The organism is Cutibacterium avidum ATCC 25577 (genome assembly GCF_000227295.1).
Lineage (GTDB): Bacteria > Actinomycetota > Actinomycetes > Propionibacteriales > Propionibacteriaceae > Cutibacterium > Cutibacterium avidum.
Genome location: NZ_JH165054.1, coordinates 415,505 through 436,017 on the forward strand (window position 1 = coordinate 415,505; position 20,513 = coordinate 436,017).

The 20,513-nt window shown below is 64.8% G+C and carries 18 protein-coding genes; 4 read left to right on the top strand and 14 right to left on the bottom strand.

The window, feature by feature from the left end; genetic code table 11:
- Window positions 1-151: 151 nt before the first annotated feature.
- Window positions 152-1,876 (top strand): alanine/glycine:cation symporter family protein, encoded by a 1,725-nt coding sequence (locus tag HMPREF9153_RS01825; RefSeq protein WP_050796905.1) that lies wholly within the window; start codon window positions 152-154, stop codon window positions 1,874-1,876.
- Window positions 1,877-2,277: 401 nt separating this feature from the next.
- Here HMPREF9153_RS01825 and groL read toward each other — a convergent pair whose 3' ends face one another.
- The 5 genes from groL to HMPREF9153_RS01850 form a co-directional block, all read right to left on the bottom strand.
- Window positions 2,278-3,873 carry a chaperonin GroEL gene (gene groL, locus HMPREF9153_RS01830; protein WP_004808943.1) on the bottom strand — a complete coding sequence of 532 codons (1,596 nt, stop codon included), beginning with the start codon at window positions 3,871-3,873 and terminating at the stop codon, window positions 2,278-2,280.
- Window positions 3,874-3,884: 11 nt separating this feature from the next.
- Window positions 3,885-4,181: a co-chaperone GroES gene (groES, locus tag HMPREF9153_RS01835; protein ID WP_004808944.1), complete on the bottom strand. Its 297-nt coding sequence runs from the start codon at window positions 4,179-4,181 to the stop codon at window positions 3,885-3,887.
- Between the two features lie 206 nt (window positions 4,182-4,387).
- Window positions 4,388-5,323 carry an LppM family (lipo)protein gene (locus tag HMPREF9153_RS01840; RefSeq protein WP_004808945.1) on the bottom strand — a complete coding sequence of 312 codons (936 nt, stop codon included), beginning with the start codon at window positions 5,321-5,323 and terminating at the stop codon, window positions 4,388-4,390.
- Between the two features lie 129 nt (window positions 5,324-5,452).
- The gene (locus HMPREF9153_RS01845) at window positions 5,453-6,280 is read right to left on the bottom strand and encodes an LppM family (lipo)protein (RefSeq protein ID WP_015582210.1); all 828 of its coding nucleotides are present in this window, start codon (window positions 6,278-6,280) and stop codon (window positions 5,453-5,455) included.
- A 47-nt stretch (window positions 6,281-6,327) separates the two neighbouring features.
- A complete protein-coding gene (locus HMPREF9153_RS01850) occupies window positions 6,328-7,491 on the bottom strand; it encodes a THUMP-like domain-containing protein (RefSeq protein WP_036979542.1) in 1,164 nt (387 codons plus the stop codon).
- A gap of 251 nt (window positions 7,492-7,742) precedes the next feature.
- On the opposite strand from HMPREF9153_RS01850, the gene HMPREF9153_RS01855 reads away from it, so the two are divergent.
- On the top strand, window positions 7,743-8,168 hold the full coding sequence (locus HMPREF9153_RS01855; protein ID WP_036902009.1) for a hypothetical protein: 426 nt from the start codon (window positions 7,743-7,745) through the stop codon (window positions 8,166-8,168).
- A gap of 20 nt (window positions 8,169-8,188) precedes the next feature.
- Here HMPREF9153_RS01855 and HMPREF9153_RS01860 read toward each other — a convergent pair whose 3' ends face one another.
- The 6 genes from HMPREF9153_RS01860 to tsaE form a co-directional block, all read right to left on the bottom strand.
- A complete protein-coding gene (locus HMPREF9153_RS01860; RefSeq protein ID WP_004808949.1) occupies window positions 8,189-8,683 on the bottom strand; it encodes an NUDIX hydrolase in 495 nt (164 codons plus the stop codon).
- Window positions 8,684-9,044: 361 nt separating this feature from the next.
- A complete protein-coding gene (locus HMPREF9153_RS01865) occupies window positions 9,045-10,379 on the bottom strand; it encodes a C1 family peptidase (protein WP_004808951.1) in 1,335 nt (444 codons plus the stop codon).
- Between the two features lie 133 nt (window positions 10,380-10,512).
- Window positions 10,513-11,556 (bottom strand): tRNA (adenosine(37)-N6)-threonylcarbamoyltransferase complex transferase subunit TsaD, encoded by a 1,044-nt coding sequence (gene tsaD / locus HMPREF9153_RS01870; protein ID WP_004808952.1) that lies wholly within the window; start codon window positions 11,554-11,556, stop codon window positions 10,513-10,515.
- The gene (gene rimI / locus HMPREF9153_RS01875) at window positions 11,549-11,998 is read right to left on the bottom strand and encodes a ribosomal protein S18-alanine N-acetyltransferase (RefSeq protein ID WP_004808953.1); all 450 of its coding nucleotides are present in this window, start codon (window positions 11,996-11,998) and stop codon (window positions 11,549-11,551) included. The genes tsaD and rimI overlap by 8 nt, the downstream gene beginning before the upstream one ends.
- Window positions 11,995-12,663: a tRNA (adenosine(37)-N6)-threonylcarbamoyltransferase complex dimerization subunit type 1 TsaB gene (gene tsaB / locus HMPREF9153_RS01880; protein ID WP_004808954.1), complete on the bottom strand. Its 669-nt coding sequence runs from the start codon at window positions 12,661-12,663 to the stop codon at window positions 11,995-11,997. The genes rimI and tsaB overlap by 4 nt, the downstream gene beginning before the upstream one ends.
- Window positions 12,663-13,553 (bottom strand): tRNA (adenosine(37)-N6)-threonylcarbamoyltransferase complex ATPase subunit type 1 TsaE, encoded by an 891-nt coding sequence (tsaE, locus tag HMPREF9153_RS01885; RefSeq protein WP_004808955.1) that lies wholly within the window; start codon window positions 13,551-13,553, stop codon window positions 12,663-12,665. The genes tsaB and tsaE overlap by 1 nt, the downstream gene beginning before the upstream one ends.
- A 207-nt stretch (window positions 13,554-13,760) precedes the next feature.
- Here tsaE and HMPREF9153_RS01890 point away from each other — a divergent pair, with 207 nt between their 5' ends.
- A complete protein-coding gene (locus HMPREF9153_RS01890; protein ID WP_174266650.1) occupies window positions 13,761-14,441 on the top strand; it encodes an HNH endonuclease family protein in 681 nt (226 codons plus the stop codon).
- A gap of 27 nt (window positions 14,442-14,468) precedes the next feature.
- Here the strand turns inward: HMPREF9153_RS01890 and HMPREF9153_RS01895 are convergent, their stop codons facing one another.
- Window positions 14,469-16,703, bottom strand: a complete 2,235-nt coding sequence (locus tag HMPREF9153_RS01895) for a DEAD/DEAH box helicase (RefSeq protein WP_370882823.1) — start codon at window positions 16,701-16,703, stop codon at window positions 14,469-14,471.
- 418 nt (window positions 16,704-17,121) lie between these two features.
- Here HMPREF9153_RS01895 and HMPREF9153_RS01900 point away from each other — a divergent pair, with 418 nt between their 5' ends.
- A complete protein-coding gene (locus HMPREF9153_RS01900) occupies window positions 17,122-18,261 on the top strand; it encodes a glycosyltransferase family 4 protein (protein ID WP_004808958.1) in 1,140 nt (379 codons plus the stop codon).
- A 70-nt stretch (window positions 18,262-18,331) separates the two neighbouring features.
- Here HMPREF9153_RS01900 and HMPREF9153_RS01905 read toward each other — a convergent pair whose 3' ends face one another.
- Complete coding sequence (locus HMPREF9153_RS01905) at window positions 18,332-19,777, bottom strand: NAD(P)H-hydrate epimerase (protein ID WP_004808959.1); 1,446 nt, start codon at window positions 19,775-19,777, stop codon at window positions 18,332-18,334.
- Between the two features lie 178 nt (window positions 19,778-19,955).
- Window positions 19,956-20,303, bottom strand: coding sequence for a holo-ACP synthase (locus tag HMPREF9153_RS01910; protein WP_004808960.1), 348 nt, complete (start codon window positions 20,301-20,303; stop codon window positions 19,956-19,958).
- Between the last annotated feature and the right edge of the window lie 210 nt (window positions 20,304-20,513).

Below are 20,513 nucleotides of genomic sequence, written 5' to 3' on the forward strand. Positions count from 1 at the left end.
ACACGGGAGTGTGGTGTGGTCGTGCCCACCGGGTCTCTGGTCCCTGTGCGTGTTGAGATCGGTCGAGAAAAGACCGGTACCGCACTGCGGTGTCGCCGGGCTCGGTGTCCAACGTCGTCAACGGATAGGACCGTTCGTGCCACCTGGCATCATGTCATCGCCCGTTTCCGCAATTCTCGAGGCCCCGATTCCAGCTCCGCTGAGCTTGGACCAGGCCATCGACAAATTCTTCTCCCCCATCGCCACCGCCATTTCTGACGCGGTGTTCTGGGCCATCCCGTTGCCCGGAGGCAATGAATTCCCGCTTATCCTCGCGTGGCTGTTGGCAGCTGGAGTCTTCTTCACGATCTACCTGGGCTTCCAACAATTGCGCCCAGCCTCAATTCGCCATTCCAGCCATGTGGTGCGAGGACACTTCTCCCGTCACACCGATCCTGGTGACGTCACCAGCTTCCAGGCCCTTGCCACCGAGTTGTCGGGCACCGTCGGCCTGGGAAACATCGCCGGTGTCGCCATCGCCATCGCAACTGGCGGACCAGGCGCATCCTTCTGGATCGCTGTTGCCGGTCTGGTCGGCATGAGCGTCAAGATGTCCGAGGCGACCCTCGGCGTGAAATTCCGCGTCGTCAATGAGGACGGAACCACCTCCGGCGGTCCGATGTACTACCTCCGGGACGGCCTGGCCTCGATCGACAAGCCCAAGCTCGGTCGCGTCCTCGCCACCCTATTCGCCGTCTGCACCGCCTTCGGCGTCATCGGCGCGGGCAACATGTTCCAGTCCAACCAGGCCGCCTACCAGCTGGCGATGTTCGCCGGTGGCAAGGACTCCTGGATCGGCACCCACATGTGGGTTGTCGGACTGGTGTTCGCAATCCTCGTCGGCGTCGTCATCGTCGGCGGTGCCTCCAAGATTGGCGCTGCCACCTCCAAGATCGTCCCCTTCATGGGCATCCTCTACGTCATCATGTGTCTGGCCGTGATCGGCGCGAACATCACCGAAGTTGGTGACGCCTTCAAGGCCATCTGGTCGGGCGCCTTCACCGGCCATGGCATTGCCGGAGGCGTCCTCGGCGTGCTCATCGTCGGCGTTCAGCGCGCTGCCTTCTCGAACGCCGCCGGTGTCGGTACCGCGGGCATCGCCCACTCTGCCGTGAAGACCCGTCGCCCGGCCCAGGAGGGCTTCGTAGCGATGTGGGAGCCGTTCATCGACTCCGTCGTCATCTGCACCATGACGGCCATCACCATCATCATCACCGGTGTCTACAAGGATCACGACGCCGATGGTGTTCAGATGACCGCTCACGCACTCAAGACGGTTGCCCCGTGGTTCAGCTCCCTGCTGACCCTGGCCGTCGTCCTCTTCGCTTTCTCGACGATGCTGTCGTACTCCTTCTACGGCAAGAAGGCTGTTGGCTTCCTGTTCGGGAACTCGGCCACCGCCGAGCGCATCTACAACGGTATCTTCCTGCTCCTGCTGGTTGTCGGTGCGGCCACGAACATGGCCTCGATCCTCGCTCTGGCCGACGCCATGCTCTTCCTCATGGCTGTTCCGAACGTGATCGGCATGTACTTCCTCGCTCGAGTCGTGGCTCGCGAGATCAAGGGTCATCGGGAGCGTGTGGACGCCGGCGTCATTCCTCAGGTACCTGAGGATGCCCAGGCCGGCATGATCGTCGCCAACGAGGCCACTCCTGAGCAGCTCGAGACTGCTGACGAGGAGTACGCCCTGCGTGCGGCAGCCATGGACGCTCGTAGTGAAGAGCTCGATCTGGGACACACGGCCCCAGACACCGAGCGTGACTACCTGGATCACCTGCCCGAGGACCATGAGTTGTTCAACACCATGGACCGTGACGGCAAGCCGCTCAAGGACTGACGCCATCGCGTCGTGAGTGCACGGGGCCCGGGGAATGCTCCCCGGGCCCTGTTGCATCGTGGGGCCTTCGAGGCCGGGTTACGCCGAACGACGCGGCGACCTTGCCGACTCCGCACCGGCATCCACGACGCCCGTGGAATCCGCGATAAGTTCGTGGGCGCGTGCCACCCCACGTGGCACCCCTCCCCTGTCTTATCGGGATGTCCACACGCGCGCCGGGCCACCCGACGCGATCGCATGCCGGCGCCTCACGCGTCCGCACTTCCCATGTCCGCCTGGAGGCCGTCCTCAGGCGAGAGGAGCCTGGCCCTTCCCCGGAGCAACAGCACCAGCCAACAACAGCAACGGGCCCCGGAACCAAACGGTTCCGGGGCCCGCAGTGATCAGCGAGGATCAGTGACTCACTTGTCGTCGTCCTCGTCCTCCGGCTTGTCCACCACGAGGGTCTCGGTGGTGAGCAGCAGAGCGGCGATGGAGGCGGCGTTGGCCAGCGCGGAGCGGGTCACCTTGACAGGGTCGATGACACCGTCGGCGATGAGGTCCACGTACTGACCAGTCTTACCGTTGTAGCCGTGTCCGGGCTCCATCTCGGCAACCTTGGAGACGATGACATAGCCGGGCTCGCCACCGTTCTCGGCAATCCAGCGCAGCGGCTCGCGAACGGCCTTGGCGACGATCTGGACACCGGCCTTCTCGTCACCCTCGAGGTGAAGGTTCCCGTCAAGCACGTGCGCGGCATGGATGAGGGCGGAGCCACCACCGGCGACGATGCCCTCCTCGATAGCTGCACGAGTCGCGGAGACAGCATCCTCGATGCGGTGCTTCTTCTCGTTGAGCTCGACCTCGGTGGCCGCACCCACGCGAATGACACACACACCGCCGGCGAGCTTGGCAATACGCTCCTGGAGCTTCTCGCGGTCCCACTCGGAGTCGGAGTTGTCGTACTCAGCACGCAGCTGGGCGACGCGTCCCTCAACGTCGGCCTTGGAGCCGGCGCCGTCGACGATGGTGGTGTTGTCCTTGGTGACGACAACCTTCTTGGCGCGACCCAGGACCTCGAGGCCCACCTGGTCGAGCTTGAGCCCGACCTCGGGAGCGACGACCTGACCACCGGTGAGGGTGGCGATGTCCTGCAGCATGGCCTTGCGGCGGTCACCGAAGGCCGGAGCTTTGACGGCCACCGAGTTGAAGGTGCCGCGGATCTTGTTGACGACGAGGGTGCTCAGAGCCTCCCCGTCGACGTCCTCGGCCACGATGAACAGGCTGCCGTGGGCGGCGATGACCTTCTCCAACAGCGGGAGCAGGTCGTTCATCGACGAGATCTTGCCGGAGTGGACGAGGATGTAAGGATCCTCGATCACGGCCTCCATGCGGTCCTGGTCGGTGACCATGTAGGGCGACAGGTAACCCTTGTCGAACTGCATGCCCTCGGTGAAGTCGAGCTCGGTGCCGAAGGTCTGGGACTCGTCGACGGTGATGACGCCGTCCTTGCCAACCTTGTCGAAAGCCTCGGCGATGAGCTCACCGATCTTCTCGTCACGGCTGGAGATGGTGGCGACGCTAGCCATGTCCGAGGTGGTGTCGATGGCGCGCGAGATAGAGCGAAGCTCCTCCACGACGGCGTCGACGGCCTTCTCGATACCGTGCTTGAGACCGACCGGGTTGGCCCCGGAAGCCACGGCGCGCAGTCCCTCGTGAACGAGGGCCTGGGCGAGCACGGTGGCGGTGGTGGTTCCATCGCCGGCCACGTCGTTGGTCTTGGTGGCGACTTCCTTGGCGAGCTGGGCGCCGAGGTTCTCGTAAGGATCGGTGAGGTCGACCTCCTTGGCGACGGTCACGCCGTCGTTGGTGATGGTCGGGGCTCCCCACTTCTTGTCGAGAACGACGTAGCGACCCTTGGGGCCGAGGGTCACCTTGACGGTGTTGGCGAGGGTGTCGACGCCGCGCTCGAGGGAGCGACGGGCCTCCTCGTCAAACTGAAGCTGCTTGGCTGCCATGTATCAGCGCCTCACTTCTCGACGACGGCGAGGATGTCGCGAGCGTTGAGGAGCAGGTACTCCTGGCCGTCGTACTTGACGTCGGTGCCGCCGTACTTGGAGAAGATGACGACGTCACCCTCCTTGACATCCATGGGAATGCGGGTGCCCTTGTCGTCAACACGACCGGGGCCGGCGGAGACGATCCTGCCCTCCTGCGGCTTCTCCTTGGCGGTGTCTGGAATGACGAGTCCGGAAGCGGTGGTCTGCTCGGCCTCGAGAGGCTGGACGAGGACGCGGTCCTCGAGCGGCTTGATCGTGGTTGCCACGTCAAGACCCCTTTCTACTGAAGACGGATTGTGTCGTTGTCTCTCGCCAGGGGTTGCGAGCCCCGAGCGCGACGAACCATCGGCGTCGCGGGTGCTTCAGGTCCGTTGGCACACTCACCACGAGAGTGCCAACCACGAAAGTACACCCGTGGTTGGCACTCAGGCAACGGGAGTGCCAGAAACGGCCCTCCAAATATCGGCACCAATCAGTTGGATCCGTGGTTCTTCCAGAAGTCATCAGGGTTTGAGGGCGGCTGCTGATCAGGCCGAGGAGCCCCGGTCGCATTCCCCGGGAGGTGCCCCCATGGCTGACCTGGCTGACTCTGGCTCGGGTTCTGGTAGGGCGACTGTTGTGCCTGGGGATTGCCCCGGTCGGGTTGACTGCCCCACTGTGGGGTCTGGCTGTTCCCCTGCTGAGGCTGTTGTCCCTGCGGTTGCCCCGGATATTGCATCGCCCACGGGGCATCACCGTTCTCCGGCTCGCTCGCCTTCGGACCCTTCTTCTTGAGCACGACAGCCACAACGATCCCGATGATCGCCAAGGCTGCCACCGCGACGACGATCCAGACCCACGCCGGCACACCATCGTTGCGCTCACCGGTGGCGCTGAGCCCCTCGCTCGAGAACACGTCCTTGGGATCGGTCCAGGTGACGGTGTTCCCGTCGACCTTGCTCGATCCCGAGTGGCTCAACACCTTGCCGGGGAAGATGATGGAGACCTTGAAGTCGCTGAGCATGCTCGCGTCGAGGGACTCGGTGGAACCACCTGCGTCATTGAAATAACCCGCATTCATCTTGAAGGTCACCTTGTCCTTGTCGAAGGTGATCTTGCTGCCGTCATCCTTCTTGTTGTACTCGGCTGCCGTGATGTCGCCCGAATAGGTGCAACCGATGTACTGATCGTCCTCGAACTTTTCGCCCTTCGCGCTCGAGGCCCCGCCGCCCATGCCCTTGACGTCACTGCAGTTGGAGAACTGGGAGGTGAGATCCTCCCCCGACATGTCGGCCATCGACTTGGAGATACCAACCGTGGCCTTGACGTGGATGTGATCCTCGTCCTTGATCTCCATTGCCGTGTCGAATTTGACGCACCCGGCGAGCAACAACAGGGGTGCCAGAAGCAAAACCAGATGGCGTCTCATATGGTGCGAAACACTCAGCATGCCCACATGGAATCACAGGCATGGGGCCTGGCGGTAGGCCCACATGTGCAACCAATGAAACGGAGCCCTGGAAACCATATGGTTTCCAGGCCTCGTACGAGCTCGCGGTCAGTGTGAGTTTGGACCAAGCTCAACGCCAGGAGCATGGGGTGGCCGACGGCCTCCCTGGGCAGCCTTCCTCTTGTCCACGACCACGGCTGCGATGGCACCACCAATGGCGACGACGACCACCGCGAGAACCACCCATGTCCAGCCGGGTAATCCACCTCCGCGCTCGCCTGAGGCCTCCAGGCCCGAATACGATTCGAGGTCCTCGATGTCAGTCCAGGTCACGGTCTTGCCGTCGACCTTGCTCGCCCCCGAGTGACTGAGGACCTTGCCGGGGAAGGTCACAGAGACCTTGAAATCAAAGCCCTTGGCTGAGCCACCCAGTTCCGAGGGGCCAAACCCAGAGATGGCGTCCTGGAGACCAGAACCATCAAGACGGAACCGGACCTTGTCGTTATCAAAGGCGATGAAGATAGGACCGTCGCCCGCAAAACCCTTCGAAGGTGTGGTCGACGGTTTCGCACTACTCGAGGACGAGGATGACTGGCCCGTCAGCTCAGCGACCGTCATCGTGCCGGTCACCGTGCAGCCCAAATACTTGTCGTCGTCAAAGGGTTTGACCGTCATCTTGTCGGCAGCGTTCTCATCCAACTCATAGGATTTCTTGAGTTCTGAGCAATCGCGAAGCTCTTTCGCGACTTCCTCGGCCTCACTTCCCGCGAACTCGTCGAGGACCGACTTGAGAACTCCGACGGTCAAGGTTGCATCAACATGGTTTTCGTCCTTGATGACGAAACCAGCGTTGAACTTTCCGCACCCCGACAGTAGGAGGAGTGGAGTCAACAGCAGTGCAGTGAGGTATCTTGCCGAGTGCCGAGTGGCCACCATGAGCACATGACATCACAGATAGGCTGATTCTGGATACGGCTGGAGGATCAGCGCATTCGATCGCACACCAAAATCTTGGCGTTTTGCCTTGTCGGAGTGCAAATGAGAGTGACGGGACGTGGTCCAGAGGGCTTGAGCTTTCGTCGCCATGCGACGGGATCGACGTCAACACCGCGCTTCTTGATCTCGAGGGTTCCGACGCGGTGATCACGCACCCAGGAACGCAGCGTCTTGACGTCGAGAGGGAGTACCTCCTTGACGGCAAACCACGTCAACCACGGAGAATTCACCGGGGCGTCCGCAGTGAGGTAGGCGATGCCGTCAGACACCGTGTGCAGCGAGTCGTCAATCGCCGAGAGACTGCCTGCCCGAATGGCTGCCGGGTGAGGCTCAGCCACGAAGGGGCCCAGATCACCAACGTCCGGATCAGGTAGTGCACCGGGCAGCTCAAGGGTCGTCTCGGGGCTGACGAGAATGGCACGATCCCCTGACCAAAGGTCGCCAAACCCGGACCACAACGTCGCCTCAACCAGATCCCCACGATGACCCACGTAGGTGACGGGCAGGTCAGGCAGTCGAGAACGATCGACGCCTGGCCCGAGCTTGACGACACTAGGCGTCAGGGCAATCACCTTTTCGACGAAGGACCATGGCGGCTGCACGTCCGCCAGGCGCCAGGTCCGCCCTCGATCAGTGCGTCGAGCAGGGTCGAGCATGACGACCGTGGAGTCTGACGCGTCCTTGAGCAGGTCATCAACGACATCTGCGGCATCGGCGCACAGCACGTTGACTCCGGGCAAATTGTGACGGGCCAGTTCAGCGGTCGCCGGGTCGATCTCGACGGCCGTCACCCTCAACCCGGCATCGAGGTAAGCCCGGGAGTCTGCACCACATGCGCAGCCCAGGTCCACGACGTCCGTGAAACCTGCCGAGACCAGGCATTTTGCACGCCACCGAGAGACGTCACCACGGGTGGCCTGCTCGAGTCCGTCACGGGTCCACAACATGTCTGCCCCGACCGGGCCGACCTTGCTGACGGCTCGACGTCTCAGACTGATTTGGTCAAGGGCTGCGGCTGCCAGATCGGCATCCATGTGACGACGCAATCTGGTCGCGGCGGACAGCGAATCTGGATCAGACTCGGCGCCGGCGAGGCCGAGGGCGTCGATCCCTTCATCGCTGGCCAGACGGCGTGCCACGGTGAGATCCACGTTGCCACCATAGAGGTACTTTCGAACCGTTTGGGTACAATCTTCGGTCGAGACATCGCTTTGCACTGTTTTCCGTACGAGGAGCAATCAGTACCGTCGTGGCCATCACCACTTACGAGAATCGATCGAGATTCACCCAGCGCCTACAATCCTGGGGGTCCAGGAACGTGACCCCTGAGGACGATCCTTCGCGCCGTTCTGCAGGGTGGTACGTCCATCACTTCATCGGTTCAGCCTTCCAGCTCGGAGCCATGGCGACGACCTACTATGCGTCGCGCACGGAACCCCTCAGCATGGATGCCCACACCAATGTCAGCTGGGCGCTGCTCTTCGTGGCAGTCATCGTGATTCCCGGTCTGCTGACCTTTGCGGAGTCCTTCGTGAAGCCGGACGGCAGCGGCCAGGACGCCGTCACTGCGGTGACCCTGATGCTGGGCTTGGGCGGCATCACCGCCATGGGAGTTCTTGCGGCGACACCGATCGTCACGACGCCGATACCGTTCTCGACCCTGCTGCCCGTGAGCCTTGCGCTGACGATTCTTGCACCGTACAGCTTGCCGGGCAGTAATCCGCGTGCTGACAGCATGTTCGCCGAGACCCACTACGGGGCGTGGAGCTCTCGCTGGGTCGCCCCGGTCGTCTGCCTGATGTTGTGGATCGTGGGACTGGCCGGCTGAGTTCTCGCCGTGGGGCGTCGTCACAACGTCGAGTAGGACCACCCCGTGGGACGCCCGTCGGAGTACGGCAGGCAGCCGTGGAACTGGGTGACCTCGGGGTCGAAGACCAGCGGCAGGAAGTAGCGGTCCCCCTCCCACATCGGTAGCTCGTCGAGGGAGTCGACGCGCTCCCAGGTGAGCGGACCTTCCTCGTTCGCGTCAGGGATGGCGTCGGTAATGGGATGCCATGCGTCGACGACGAAGATGAAGCCGAAGTGATCCTCACCGTGACGACCGAACCCTGGCCACGAGACAGTGCCACGTAGGCGCATGGCATCAACCTCAATCGCAGCCTCCTCGCGCAATTCGCGCTTCATGCCAGCGACGACATCCTCCCCTGGCTCAACCTTCCCGCCCAGCCCGTTGTACTTGCCGAGCTGCTCGTCGCCAGGACGGGCGATGCGATGCACCATGAGGACGCGGTCGCCGTCCGGATGCATGACGAAGCCAAGGGTGGTGAGGATCGGGGTCATCATGGGGCCATCCTCTCAGGGCGCAGGACAGGACGCTAAGTGGGACGCAGGGCCGCCACGATCCGACGTGCTCGCTGCGAGAATCGACATTTTGCAGCCCCGGGCAGTACGGATCCTCCCCGTCGCCTTCGACGCAGGATGACGACCCCCGGTGAATCTCGCGGAATCCTCACGTTGTTCGTGCGCATCTGTGAGCACTCCCACCGCTCGCCCGTGGTACTCCCGGTAAAACAGCACCGCCCTACCACCACAGATGGTAGCCGTTCCCTGAGTTAACGGATTCCGCACGCGCGGTGAGAGTGCTCACACGCAGAGCTGCCCGCCCGCAGAAAAGCGGACGGGCAGCTCAGTGTCGTCAGAGGACTCACATCATGTCGTGCTCCGGTAGAACGATCGGCTCCTGGTCGCACGCCTCGGCAATCTCCTCGGACACCCGGGAGCGAGGCACGATAACGTTGTAGACGTACTCGTCGAACCACGAGTCGTTCATCGTGAAGAACCCCTTGCGGCCCACCTCGTCACCCCAGGAGTTCTCAACTCGCCAGCGCACCGGGACGCCGTCAACGAGGTCCACACCGACAACGGTCATGGCGTGGGTGCCACCAGACTCGCGCAAGCGCAACCTCTCGGCCTTGGACATTTCCATGTCGATGCCGTAGAGGGCCTCGTAGTCATGCAGCTTCGCATCCCAGACGCCCAGGTCCTTGTCGAACTGCTTCTTGACGTCGCAGGCGAACCAGACCGGCTCGCCTGCTGCGATGGAGTCGATGACCGCCTTCTTCATGACGTCCAGCTCCACCGACAGGTGCCAGTAAGGGGTGCCACCCTCCATGTACGGGGTGTGCTCGTAGACGTAGGTGCGACCGACCGGGTGCTCCTCGCGCGGGTCATGGGCCAGACTGATCCACGGCTCGAAGGCCTGCGGCACGATCTCATGGGCGAACTCCAGCGGGGTGTAGGTGCCCTTGCGGTGGAAGACCTTGTCCTTGTCGCGGTACTGCCAGGTGAAGCTGGTGGGCGGGGTACCCAGGTGAATCGCGAGGATCCGCCACACGGCGCTCAGGGCCTCGCTTCGGGCTGCCTCCATCTGAGCGGCTCCCCCAGCCACGTCAGAATTGGTCGCGGCGTCACGGATCCTTCCGATGCCTCGACGCAGCACCGTCGACAGGGCACGGTTCATCTGCAAGGTGTTGCCGGCCGACTCGGTGTCGGGCATGGTCCATGAGGGCACCACGCCGTACTTGGCGACAAGGTCGGTGAACTCCATCCACCATCCGCCGTCCTCGGCCGGGTAGTCCATGATGGCGCGCACCTCTTCCTCATCAGCGTCACGCGATGCCGTGGCGATGGCGCGAGCAAGGGTGTGGTTGGCCTTCTCGAGCTTGTCGAAGAAGGCGATGTAATTCTGCGAGAACTCGAGGTCGTCGACCTTGAGCTCGTCGATGACTTTGGCACGCAGGACGTTGAGCCCCGCGAATTCCCAGCACCGTCCGGAGTGCTTCTGGTCGGTCACCTTCCAGGAATCCAACCGCTCGGAAGTCGTCTCGTCGATGCCGTTGACCAAGGTGCGATCTAGGCTGACGGTGTCGGCTCCGGTGCCGGTCACCGCATTCTGAACCAGCCGCCCGGTGACGTCGTTGGCGAAGGACTCGGCGCGAAAGGCGCTGAAACTGGCATCGAGAACGAAGGGTTCACTCATTCCTCATCCATTCCTGTCGATTACTGATGCCCCACAGAATGGCACAGCGGGGCAAACGACGAGCAGGTTCTGACCAGCAGTATTCAAGCGGCTTCGCGTTCACGTCCCCAGAAGACCGCCGACATCCACCACCTCAGACAATCACCTTTTCAATGGGCAGCCCGGAATCAGCGGAGATGTCCATCGACGACGGTGACAGGCCAGCCTTGACGACCTGCACACCGAGGGCAGCGATCATCGCGCCATTGTCGGTGCACAGCCCCGGACGCGGGCGTCGCAGCTCGACTCCAGCAGCCTCCATCCGCTCGGCGAGCAGGGTGCGCAGCCGCGAGTTGGCCGCCACTCCCCCACCGATGAGGAAGTGCTTGAGGTCGTACTCCTGGCACATGTCGACGGCCTTGGCGGTCAGCACGTCGGCAACGGCCTCCTGGAAGCTGGCGGCGACGTCCTCCACCCGGAACGCGACCCCGTCACGCTGCTGGGTCTCGACCCAACGACTCACCGCCGTCTTGAGGCCGGAGAAGGAGTAGTCGAAGCGGTGCTCGACCATGTCGTGACGGGCCGTCAGTCCGCGCGGGAACCGGATGGCCCTGGGATCTCCCTTGGCAGCGGCCTTGTCGATGACCGGACCTCCCGGGTACGGCAGGCCGAGCACTCGCGCAACCTTGTCGTAGGCCTCGCCAGCGGCGTCGTCAATCGTCGAACCCACCTCGACGACGTCGGTCGCGATGCCATTGACCCGCAACAGGCTGGTGTGGCCGCCCGAGACCAGCAGAGCGCCACAGGGCATCGGCAGGTCCCCGTGCTCGAGAAGGTCGACGGCGACGTGTCCGGCCAGGTGGTTGACGCCGTAGAACGGCTTGTTGAGCCAGCTTGCCAGCGCCTTGGCAGCCGACAGACCGACGACCAGAGCCCCGGCCAGACCTGGACCAGCCGTCACTGCGATGCCGTCGAGCTCGGACAGGTCCACCCCCGCGGTGTCAGTGGCCTTCTCCAGCACCGGGACGATCACCTCCAGGTGAGCCCGTGACGCCACCTCAGGGACGACCCCGCCGAAGCGCACGTGCTGCTCCATCGAGGAAGCGACCTCGTTGGCGAGCAGGTCATTGCCACAGACGATGCCGACTCCGGTCTCGTCGCAGGACGACTCGATGCCCAGGATGAGCGGTTCAGACATGGTTCTCCTCGGTTGTGGTCACGGACATGACGAGGGCGTCAACCCCGCCGCCGTAGTAGTTGGGTCGCTGGGAAATCGTCTCGAATCCGAAGCGTCGGTACAGGGAGATGGCCGGGTCATTGTCGCGGCGCACCTCGAGCATCATGGTGTGGCATCCCCGGGAGCGTGCCCAGTCGATGCCACGGGAGAGCAGTTCGACGGCCAGTCCATGCCCTCGTGCCGCGGGCGTGACCATGATCCGGTCCAAGTCGGCGACGTCGAAGCCGTGAAAGGTGGCGACGGCCGCGACCTCGTCCTCCCCGGCGACCAGCGTGAGGCGGTGGTCGGCCGGCGATATCTCCTCGGCCCAGGAGGTCCGGGACCACTGCCGGGACGTGTCGAAGCTGGCCTGCTCAACGGCCATGACGGCATCGAGATCGGCCGGGCTGGCGACTCTGGTCATCGCTTAATGCCGGGCAGGGTCAGGCGAGTCGGGGTCAGGGTGGCCTTGCGCGTCGTCGGGACGGTGGCGTCGGGGTCGCGCAGGTAGAGCGGCTCCAGACCGACGTCGGGCATGGTCTGCCAGGACGCGGCGAGCACCCCGGCGTCCAGACGCTCCGGGGATCCGGGGGTGGGCGTCAGACCGCGAACCGGGCATCCCGGACCGCCGACCGGAATACCCTCGGGCAGTTCCTCGGGCCGGGTGACGTTGGGGCCGTCGAGACGGTTGCCGGAGGCGTCGTAACGAGCCCAGTACAGCTCGTGGCGACGAGCGTCGGTGCACACCAAGAACTCGCCGTCGACGCCGTCGTCAGCCCACTGGCGGGCCAGGACGTCGAGGGAGCAGACCGGGTGCGGGGTGAGGTCGGCCAGGTGGGCGAGTACCCGCCCGGTGGCCACCCCGACGCGCAGTCCGGTGTAGGGGCCGGGGCCGACCCCAATGACCACTTCGCCGATGTCTGTCAGGGCGATCCCGGCCTGATCGCAGGCCTGATGGATGAGCGGCATGAGCTGTTCGGCATGGGCGCGGGGGTCGTCGTGGTGCAGGCTGACGAGCACCTCGGACCCGCGCGCCAGACCGACGCTGACGGCCGTCGAGGTGTCGATTCCCAGAACGATTGTGTTCATCAGTTGTTGTCTCCGGTCTCGTCGGGGGTGGCGCCAAGGAGAAGTTCGGACAGTGGCGACAGGTCGACGTCCTGCCAGCGGGGGCCGAAACCTTCCAGGTAGACCACGCGGGTCTCGTCGGCGGGATCCCCGCTGCGACGAATGTCGATGTCGAGGTGAGAGCCGCCGAGGTCCTCGGCGATACCGGCTCCCCACTCGATCAAGGTGACGGCCCGGTCCATGGTCTCGTCGAGGTCCAGGTCAACCAGTTCTGCCGCCGAACCGAGTCGGTAGGCGTCAACGTGGACAAGTCCCGGGCGCCCGTCGACTCCGGCGTGGCGTCGGGCCAGCACGAAGGTCGGGGAAATGACCGGACCCTCCACCCCCAGGCCCAGACCGATTCCCTGGGCCAGGGTGGTCTTGCCGGCTCCAAGGTCTCCGGAGGCCAACACGATGTCACCGGCGTGGAGCTCGGTGGCCAGCGTGGCTCCGAGGGAGTGCATGGCCTCGGCGGTGGAGACGACGAGGCGGGTGGGCAGCACACGCACCCAGTCGTCACCGTCACGCTGATAGGCGGGGCTGGGAGCGGACTGCATGCAGGAGACGACGAGGATGCGCGACTCCAGGTCGGTGGCGATCTGCTCGGCTCCCTGGACGAGGGCCGCGGCGATGTCGTCGTCGGGAACGGCCAGGACGAGATCAGCGACCTCGGCATGACCACCGTCGTCGACGAGATGGGCCAGGCCGGCGGTCGCGGCGCCACGGCGTGCCGTAATTCCGATGCCCCGGGTCAACCAGGTGGACACGGTCGTCTCGTCAAGGTCGAGAGCGCGCGCCAGGTCAGCGGCTTCCTCGGGAGCTGCGACCGCGAGTTCCGGGGTCACGTCCTGCGGGCTCGTCTGTTCATCCACAAGGGATCAGGATAGTCCCCGAAACGCGCTCGGTCTTCGTCATCCCAGCGCCGCTCCACAGGCGTGGCAAACGTGTTCGCCTCAACCCTTCTGCCGAGTCTGTGGTCGGGAGTACTGTCAGGCCCCGTCCCTTGGTGGGAGTGGGGCGGCTGTCGGGATTGCGAGGGTGATGACATGGCGACGCGGACACGTCGACGGTGGCTTTGGTTGGTGCTGATCATCGTCGCATCATTGGTCCTCATCGGCGTCTATCGCCGGGCCGCTCCTCACGAGGGATCGACGGCCTACGGACAGGCAGCCGAAGTTCTCGGACAGCTTCCCGTCAAAGGGCGCGCGCCCATGACGGGGTACTCCCGCGAACAGTTCGGACAGGCATGGAGCGACAACTCCGACCCCGTCCTGACGAGCCCGTGGGGGCACAACGGCTGCGGCACCCGGGATGACGCCCTGGCCCGCGACCTCGTCGGGGCGAAGCTGAAATCCGGCAGCCGGTGCCGCGTGGTCTCCGGGGAATTGCACGATCCCTACACCGGCCGGACGATCAGGTGGAAACGTGGGCGCGAAACATCGGCCGTCGTACAGATCGACCACGTCGTCGCACTGGGAAACGCCTGGGTCACCGGGGCCCAACAGTTGCCGATGGACCGACGTCAGGCGCTGGCGAACGACCCCCTCAACCTGCTGGCCGTCGAGGGAGGGGCCAACCAGCAGAAAGGAGCCGGGGATGCGGCGACGTGGCTACCGCCGAACAAGTCCTACCGCTGTGACTACGTGTCTCGTCAGATCGCGGTGAAGAAGAAGTATCGCCTGTGGGTCACCTCGGCGGAACGCAACGCGATGGTTCGGGCACTGTCGACGTGCCCGAACCAGCCGTTGCCCGCGAGGTGATTCCGCCTCGACTCGCCAGGCGTCGGATCACCAGGTGTCGTTGCCGGAGCGGCCGTACCTGGTCTCGATGTCGCGACGACGTCCGTCATGTCCACGGGAATTGTGACCGCGAGAATCGTGTCCACGATCATGGCCGTGACCACGACGATCCCGGTCGTAACCGCGACCACCGCGGTTGCGTCCGCCCTTGCCGCGCCCCGGCCTGCCGTCACGGGACTTCTTGCCGCGCTGCTGCTTGGGGGCGACGAGGGCCTCGTAGTCCTTCTCGTCGATCGGCGCGCCCAGGGTCGGGCTGCAACCGGCGACCTCGGCGACGTGGTCGTCACCAATCATGACCTGGGCCTCGACCGGCTTGACACCGGCCTGACGGTACAGACGCGACATGCTGCGGCGCTGATGCGGCAGGATGAGCGAGACGACGGCGCCGTCGTGCCCGGCGCGAGCAGTACGACCGGAACGGTGCAGGTAGTCCTTGGAGTTCATCGGCGGGTCAACCTGCAGCACCAGGGTGACGTCGTCGACGTCAATCCCTCGAGCCGCGACGTCAGTGGCGACCAGGACCGGCAGGGAGCCGTCCTTGAAGGCCGCCAGCACGCGGGCACGGGCCCCCTGGGTCAGACCACCGTGCAGGGCACCGGCCATGACGCCGGCCTCACGCATCTGCTCGGCCATCCGGGATGCGCCCCGCTGAGTGCGGGCGAAGACGATGGTGTGACCGTCGCGGTTGGTGATCTCGCACATGAGCCCAACCTTCTCGTGCGGCTTGATCTGGAAGGCGTGGTGGGTCATCGTCGAGACCGATCCCTTGTCGGGGTCGATCTCATGGGTGACCGGGTCGTGCATGTAGCGCTTAACCAGCTTGTTGACGGCACCGTCGAGGGTTGCCGAGAACAGCAGGCGCTGGCCCTCGGAGGGGACGGCGTCGAGGATCGCCCCGACCGCCTCCATGAATCCCAGGTCGGCCATGTGATCGGCCTCGTCGAGGACCGTCACGGTGACGCCGGACAGGTCAGCGTCGCCGGTCTCGAGCAGGTCTACGAGGCGACCCGGGGTGGCGACGACGAGGTCAACACCCTTCTTGAAGGCCTTGGTCTGCGGGCCGTAGCTCATGCCACCGGCGATGAGGATGGTTGACAGACCCATTGACGAGGCCAGCGGCGACAGCACGTCGGCGATCTGCATGGCCAGCTCGCGGGTGGGCGAGAGGATGAGGGCGCGCGGACGCTTGTCCTCGCGCGGCTCGGTGGACAGACGCGACAGCAGCGGAACACCGAAGGCCAGGGTCTTGCCCGAACCCGTCGACGCACGACCCAGCACGTCACGCCCGGCGATGGCGTCCGGGATGGCGGCAATCTGGATCCGGAAGGGCTCGGTGATGCCCGTGGCGGCCAGGGCGGCGACGATCTCGTCAGGAACACCGAGGGCCGAGAATCCACCCTCGTGATCGATACCGGAGACGTCCAGATCGGTCAGCTCAGTGGCCTTCCAGTTCATGTTGTCGGCGTCGTCGTGATCGGCGTGCCAGTCGCTGCGGTCCTCGCGACGACGATCGTCACGGCGATCGGACCAGCGGTCGTCGCGGCGACGGTCCTCGCGGAAGTCGCGGTTCTTCTGGAAGTCCCGACGGTCACGGTCGCTGCGGTAGCCGCGATCATCGCGCTTTCCGTGATCCCCACGGTCATCGCGACGACGGTCGTCGCGCCAGTCATTGCGATCTTCTCGCCAATCCCGGGACTCGCGACGATCGAAGTCACGGCTGCCATCACGGCGATCCCAGCGGTCATTGCGACGCTGACCACGACGGTCATCGCGCCAGTCGTCACGATCCCACTTCGAGCCGCGACGATCGTCACGCTTCCAGTCACGACTGGCGTGGTTGTTGGGGCGACGGGACTTGTGGGGGCGGAACTCGCCATCGTCAGACCACCGACGGTCATCGCGACGATCCCAGCGGTTGTCACGACGTCGGTCGCCGTCCCGACGGTCGTAGCGGCGGTCGTCACGACGATCGGACCACTCGCCACGGCCGCGTCGATCCTGGGAGTAGCGACGGTCCTTGCCAGCCCCACCCTCGTCACGACGCGAGTTCTCCCGGGGAGTCCACGCCTCGAAGTTGCGGCCTTGCGAATCGGTGCGACCGTCCCGGGCCCCTCCCCTGGTGCGCGGCTTGTGGCCGCGAGCGGCGCGCTCGGCGGCCGTCCAGCGACGCTTCGGGGTGCCGTCGGCCTTGAACGACTTGGGGTTGTGTTTCTTGTTGCTCAATGGCGTCATCCCTCACGATGGGCGGACTCCTCGGGCGCGGGCGGCCCACGTCACCGCGCATGAAGGCGCGGCGTCACTGCACGGGGTCGCGGGATCTGGCCACGACGCACCGGACCCAGCGGGTCTCGGTGATGGAATCCTGGGTTTCTTGTCTGTCTCGATGGCCGGGCGAATAGCTGCTGTGCAGGTGAATGCAGTGAGTCAATCCCGGAGCCGATGGCTCCGCCGTGCCCCGGGGGCACATCGAGCAACTGAAACGCATCATGGGCCCAAGCGAGTCGGGCCGTTGCCAACACGCGCACTCTACCCGAGATCGCCACGGTGACGAAAATCGAGATGGGAACGCCGTCACCTCTTGTTCACCACCTCGACAACGCGGCCCTGCTGACTCGTCACATACCCCGGTTACTATTGATTTGTGCGCGTTGCGATCATCACGGAGTCATTCCTGCCCCTCGTCAATGGAGTGACGAACTCGGTCTTGCGAGTCCTGGAGCACCTGCGCGACAACGGCCACGACGCCCTCGTGCTTGCTCCTGGCGATGCTCAGACCCCCCGCGAGTACGCCGGATTCCCCGTCATTCCGCTGGCCTCCCTGCACTGGCCGGGCTACCAGGACGTCCGCGTCTCCACCAGCCCCCAGTGGGCCATGGAGCGCTACCTCGCCGAGTTCGAGCCTGACGTCGTCCACCTGGCCGGCCCCTTCATGATCGGATACAAGGGCGCACTCGCTGCAGCCTCCCTCGGCGTCCCTGTCGTGGCGATCTACCAGACCGACATCCCCTCCTACGCCGGACGTTATGGCCTCGGCAAGCTGGAGTTCTACGGTTGGTACCGCGTCCGTCAGATCCACTCCTTGGCCGTGGCGACCTACGCCCCGTCCACTTTCTCCCGCGATCAACTCGTCAGGCACGGGGTGCCGCGAGTCGGCATCTGGGGCCGTGGGGTCGACAAGGTGCGTTTCAACCCATCCAAGCGCTCCCAGGAACTCCATGACGAGTGGGCCCCCAACGGTGAGGTCGTCGTCGGATACATGGGGCGGCTCGCCGCCGAGAAGCGCGTCGCCGACATGGCTCACCTCGCGGACATCCCCAACACCAAACTCGTCATCGTCGGAAATGGTCCCGCCCGATCCGAGCTGGAGAAGCAACTTCCCGACGCCATCTTCACCGGTGGTCTGGGGGGAGAGGATCTTCCACGCGCGGTCGCCAGCATGGACGTTTTCTGCTCCACCGGAGAGCTGGAAACCTTCTGCCAGGCCGTCCAGGAGGCCAAGGCTTGCGGCGTCCCGGTCATCAGCCCCCGCAAGGGCGGGCCGATCGACCTCATTGACCCGTCACATACCGGATGGCTCTACGAACCCGGCGACATGGCCGACTTCCGCTCTCGAGTCGTCGACCTCGTTGGTGACGACTACAAGAGGCGCGCCATGGGTGTGGCCGCCCGAGCCTCGATCGAGAACCGCACCTGGGAGAACCTGTGCAGCGAACTCGTCGAGCACTATGAGGACGCCATCCGGCTGTCCGGACACTCCACGAGAGCTCGCGCCGCCCTCTGAGAAGAGATCCTGCCCGGAGGAGTCCAGCGCCCTGGAACTCCTCGGGGAGTTGCCCGCGCAGCGCGTCTGGTCAGCGGCCCACGACTGTCGTCACGACGCCAGGGAGCAACTCGGCAATCTGGTCGGGAGCGTACGGGCCAGGCATGGAAATCGCCGTGGCAGCCTGCATCCCGGCAGCGCACACAGCCGCGTCGGCAGCACTCAGCCCCGCAGCCAAGAGAGTGCCGCACATCCCTGCCAGCACGTCACCGGAACCTGCCTGAGCCGTCCATGCCGGGCCCGGTAGCGCAGCCCGGACGGTCCCGTCGGGATGCGCGACCCACTGGATCGAACCCTTCAACAGGACCGTGGCACCGAAACGCTGAGCCGCGCGGACGGCTGCCGCCTGCGGGTCAGCCTCCACCTGGCTGCGCTCAATCCGCAGCATCCGGGCCAGTTCACCGGCGTGCGGGGTGAGCAGACATCCTTCCGGCAATTCAGCAGGCAACAGGCCCAGGGCGTCGGCGTCGATGACCATGGGAACGCCGTCGGAGGCTCGTTGGATGAACCGGCCGACGTTGCCGTCGTCGGGGCCCCAGCCAGAGCCCAGCACCCAAGCCTGGACGCGCCCTTCCCCAACGACGACCGACGGGGCCCGACTGAGGATGAAGGCCATGATCGCGGCCGGTCCGGCGAATCGCACCATCCCCGGGCCACTGCGCAGCGCTCCGAGGACGCCCAGCACCGCCGCCCCGGGGAATCGTTCGGAACCGGTGTCGACACCGACGACTCCGCGGGAGTACTTGTCGTCGAGGGCACCTGGTACCGGCCAGAGCGCGGCCATCTCGGCCAGATCGCAGTACTCGTCGACCCCGTTGAGTGTCTTTCCCTCGTCATCGACGAGATCCAGACCGATGTCATGAACCTCCAACTCACCGCAGAACTTCGCGGCCGGATACGCGATGTGACACCACTTGAGGCTGGAGAAGGTCAGGGTGTGAGTGGCGTGGACACAGGACTCCACCTCGCCGGAGTTGGCATCCAGGCCTGACGGGAGGTCAACCGCAAGCACCGGGACCTGACGCTCGCGGAGCCAGCCGTCGATCCTCTCCAGGGACTGCGGGATGCCGGGGCGTCCACCGATTCCGAGGACGGCGTCGATGGCGAGATCGTAGGAGTGACTGGTGACCTCCCCGAGCGGAGTACGAATACAACCAGCGGCGAGAGCGGCTTCCATGCCGGCTTCATGAGGGCGGCCCATGACCTGGACCAATTCGACCCGCCAGCCTCGCTGGGCCAGCGCAGCGGCCGCAAAGAGTCCGTCACCGCCGTTGTTTCCCCCGCCGACGAGCACGAGGACACACTGTGTCGCCGCCCAGTCCGGTACGACGTCACCGACGGCTCCACCCAGGAGCAGTTCTTGGGCCTTGTGTGCGACGGCGTGGGCGGCGACGTTCATGAGGTCCTGTCCGGGGTGGGCGTCGAACCACCTCTGCTCAGCGGCTCGGATGGCCCCGGCGGTGCAGACAATTGCCATGACGATCCCTCCAACCCCGATGGGGTTCTCGCTGCGGACTGACTCTCATTCAACCACGGTGGGACGGCTGAGCCGACAAGGCGCATCCGGGAGGTCGCACGTTGCGACGCAGAGACCGCTGGGACAGCGACCGGGACCCCACCGAACTCAGGTGGTCGCGGATGCACGGCCGCCCCTCTCACCCCTCGCAGACCACCATGGCCACTGCAACCCCAGCGTCGTGACTGAGAGAAAGGTGCACCTGCGCCACCCCGTGTTCCGAGGCCCGTCGCGCCAAGGATCCGCGCAATTCAAACCGTGGGACCCCGCTATCGGAGACCACTTCGCAGTCTTGCCAGGACAGCCCGTCCCTCCCGCCCAATGCCTTGTACAAGGCTTCCTTGGCGGCAAATCGGGCAGCTTGGGAGCGTGACGGCGTCGCAGCTTCGGCCTCGGTCAAAACCTTGCGAACCATCCCCGGATGACGCCGAACGGCGGCCTCCCACCTGGAGACATCACAGACGTCGACCCCGATTCCCTTGATCACCCGTCAAGGGTATGCGTTCCACGCTGCACACCGTTGCATCGAGCAGCTTCTGACGCTGAACCACGGTCCGCGTGTTCTCAGTGTTTGAGACGCCATATCGCCATAGAAGACACTTTCAAAAAATTCCCTAAGGCCACCAGGGCCCAGATTTTGGCTTCGCGGCGCGCTCATACGCAAACTTCACGCCGTAAACAACGACGGCGTCACCCG

What these genes read in the sequence shown, in the direction of transcription:
- tsaD (WP_004808952.1), bottom strand. Translation starts at nt 11,556, where the DNA reads ATGTCTGAACCGCTCATCCTGGGCATCGAGTCGTCCTGCGACGAGACC.
- rimI (WP_004808953.1), bottom strand. Translation starts at nt 11,998, where the DNA reads ATGACCAGAGTCGCCAGCCCGGCCGATCTCGATGCCGTCATGGCCGTT.
- HMPREF9153_RS01845 (WP_015582210.1), bottom strand. Translation starts at nt 6,280, where the DNA reads ATGGTGGCCACTCGGCACTCGGCAAGATACCTCACTGCACTGCTGTTG.
- HMPREF9153_RS01840 (WP_004808945.1), bottom strand. Translation starts at nt 5,323, where the DNA reads ATGAGACGCCATCTGGTTTTGCTTCTGGCACCCCTGTTGTTGCTCGCC.
- tsaB (WP_004808954.1), bottom strand. Translation starts at nt 12,663, where the DNA reads ATGAACACAATCGTTCTGGGAATCGACACCTCGACGGCCGTCAGCGTC.
- HMPREF9153_RS01825 (WP_050796905.1), top strand. Translation starts at nt 152, where the DNA reads ATGTCATCGCCCGTTTCCGCAATTCTCGAGGCCCCGATTCCAGCTCCG.
- HMPREF9153_RS01860 (WP_004808949.1), bottom strand. Translation starts at nt 8,683, where the DNA reads ATGATGACCCCGATCCTCACCACCCTTGGCTTCGTCATGCATCCGGAC.
- groL (WP_004808943.1), bottom strand. Translation starts at nt 3,873, where the DNA reads ATGGCAGCCAAGCAGCTTCAGTTTGACGAGGAGGCCCGTCGCTCCCTC.
- HMPREF9153_RS01865 (WP_004808951.1), bottom strand. Translation starts at nt 10,379, where the DNA reads ATGAGTGAACCCTTCGTTCTCGATGCCAGTTTCAGCGCCTTTCGCGCC.
- HMPREF9153_RS01855 (WP_036902009.1), top strand. Translation starts at nt 7,743, where the DNA reads ATGGCGACGACCTACTATGCGTCGCGCACGGAACCCCTCAGCATGGAT.
- HMPREF9153_RS01905 (WP_004808959.1), bottom strand. Translation starts at nt 19,777, where the DNA reads ATGGCAATTGTCTGCACCGCCGGGGCCATCCGAGCCGCTGAGCAGAGG.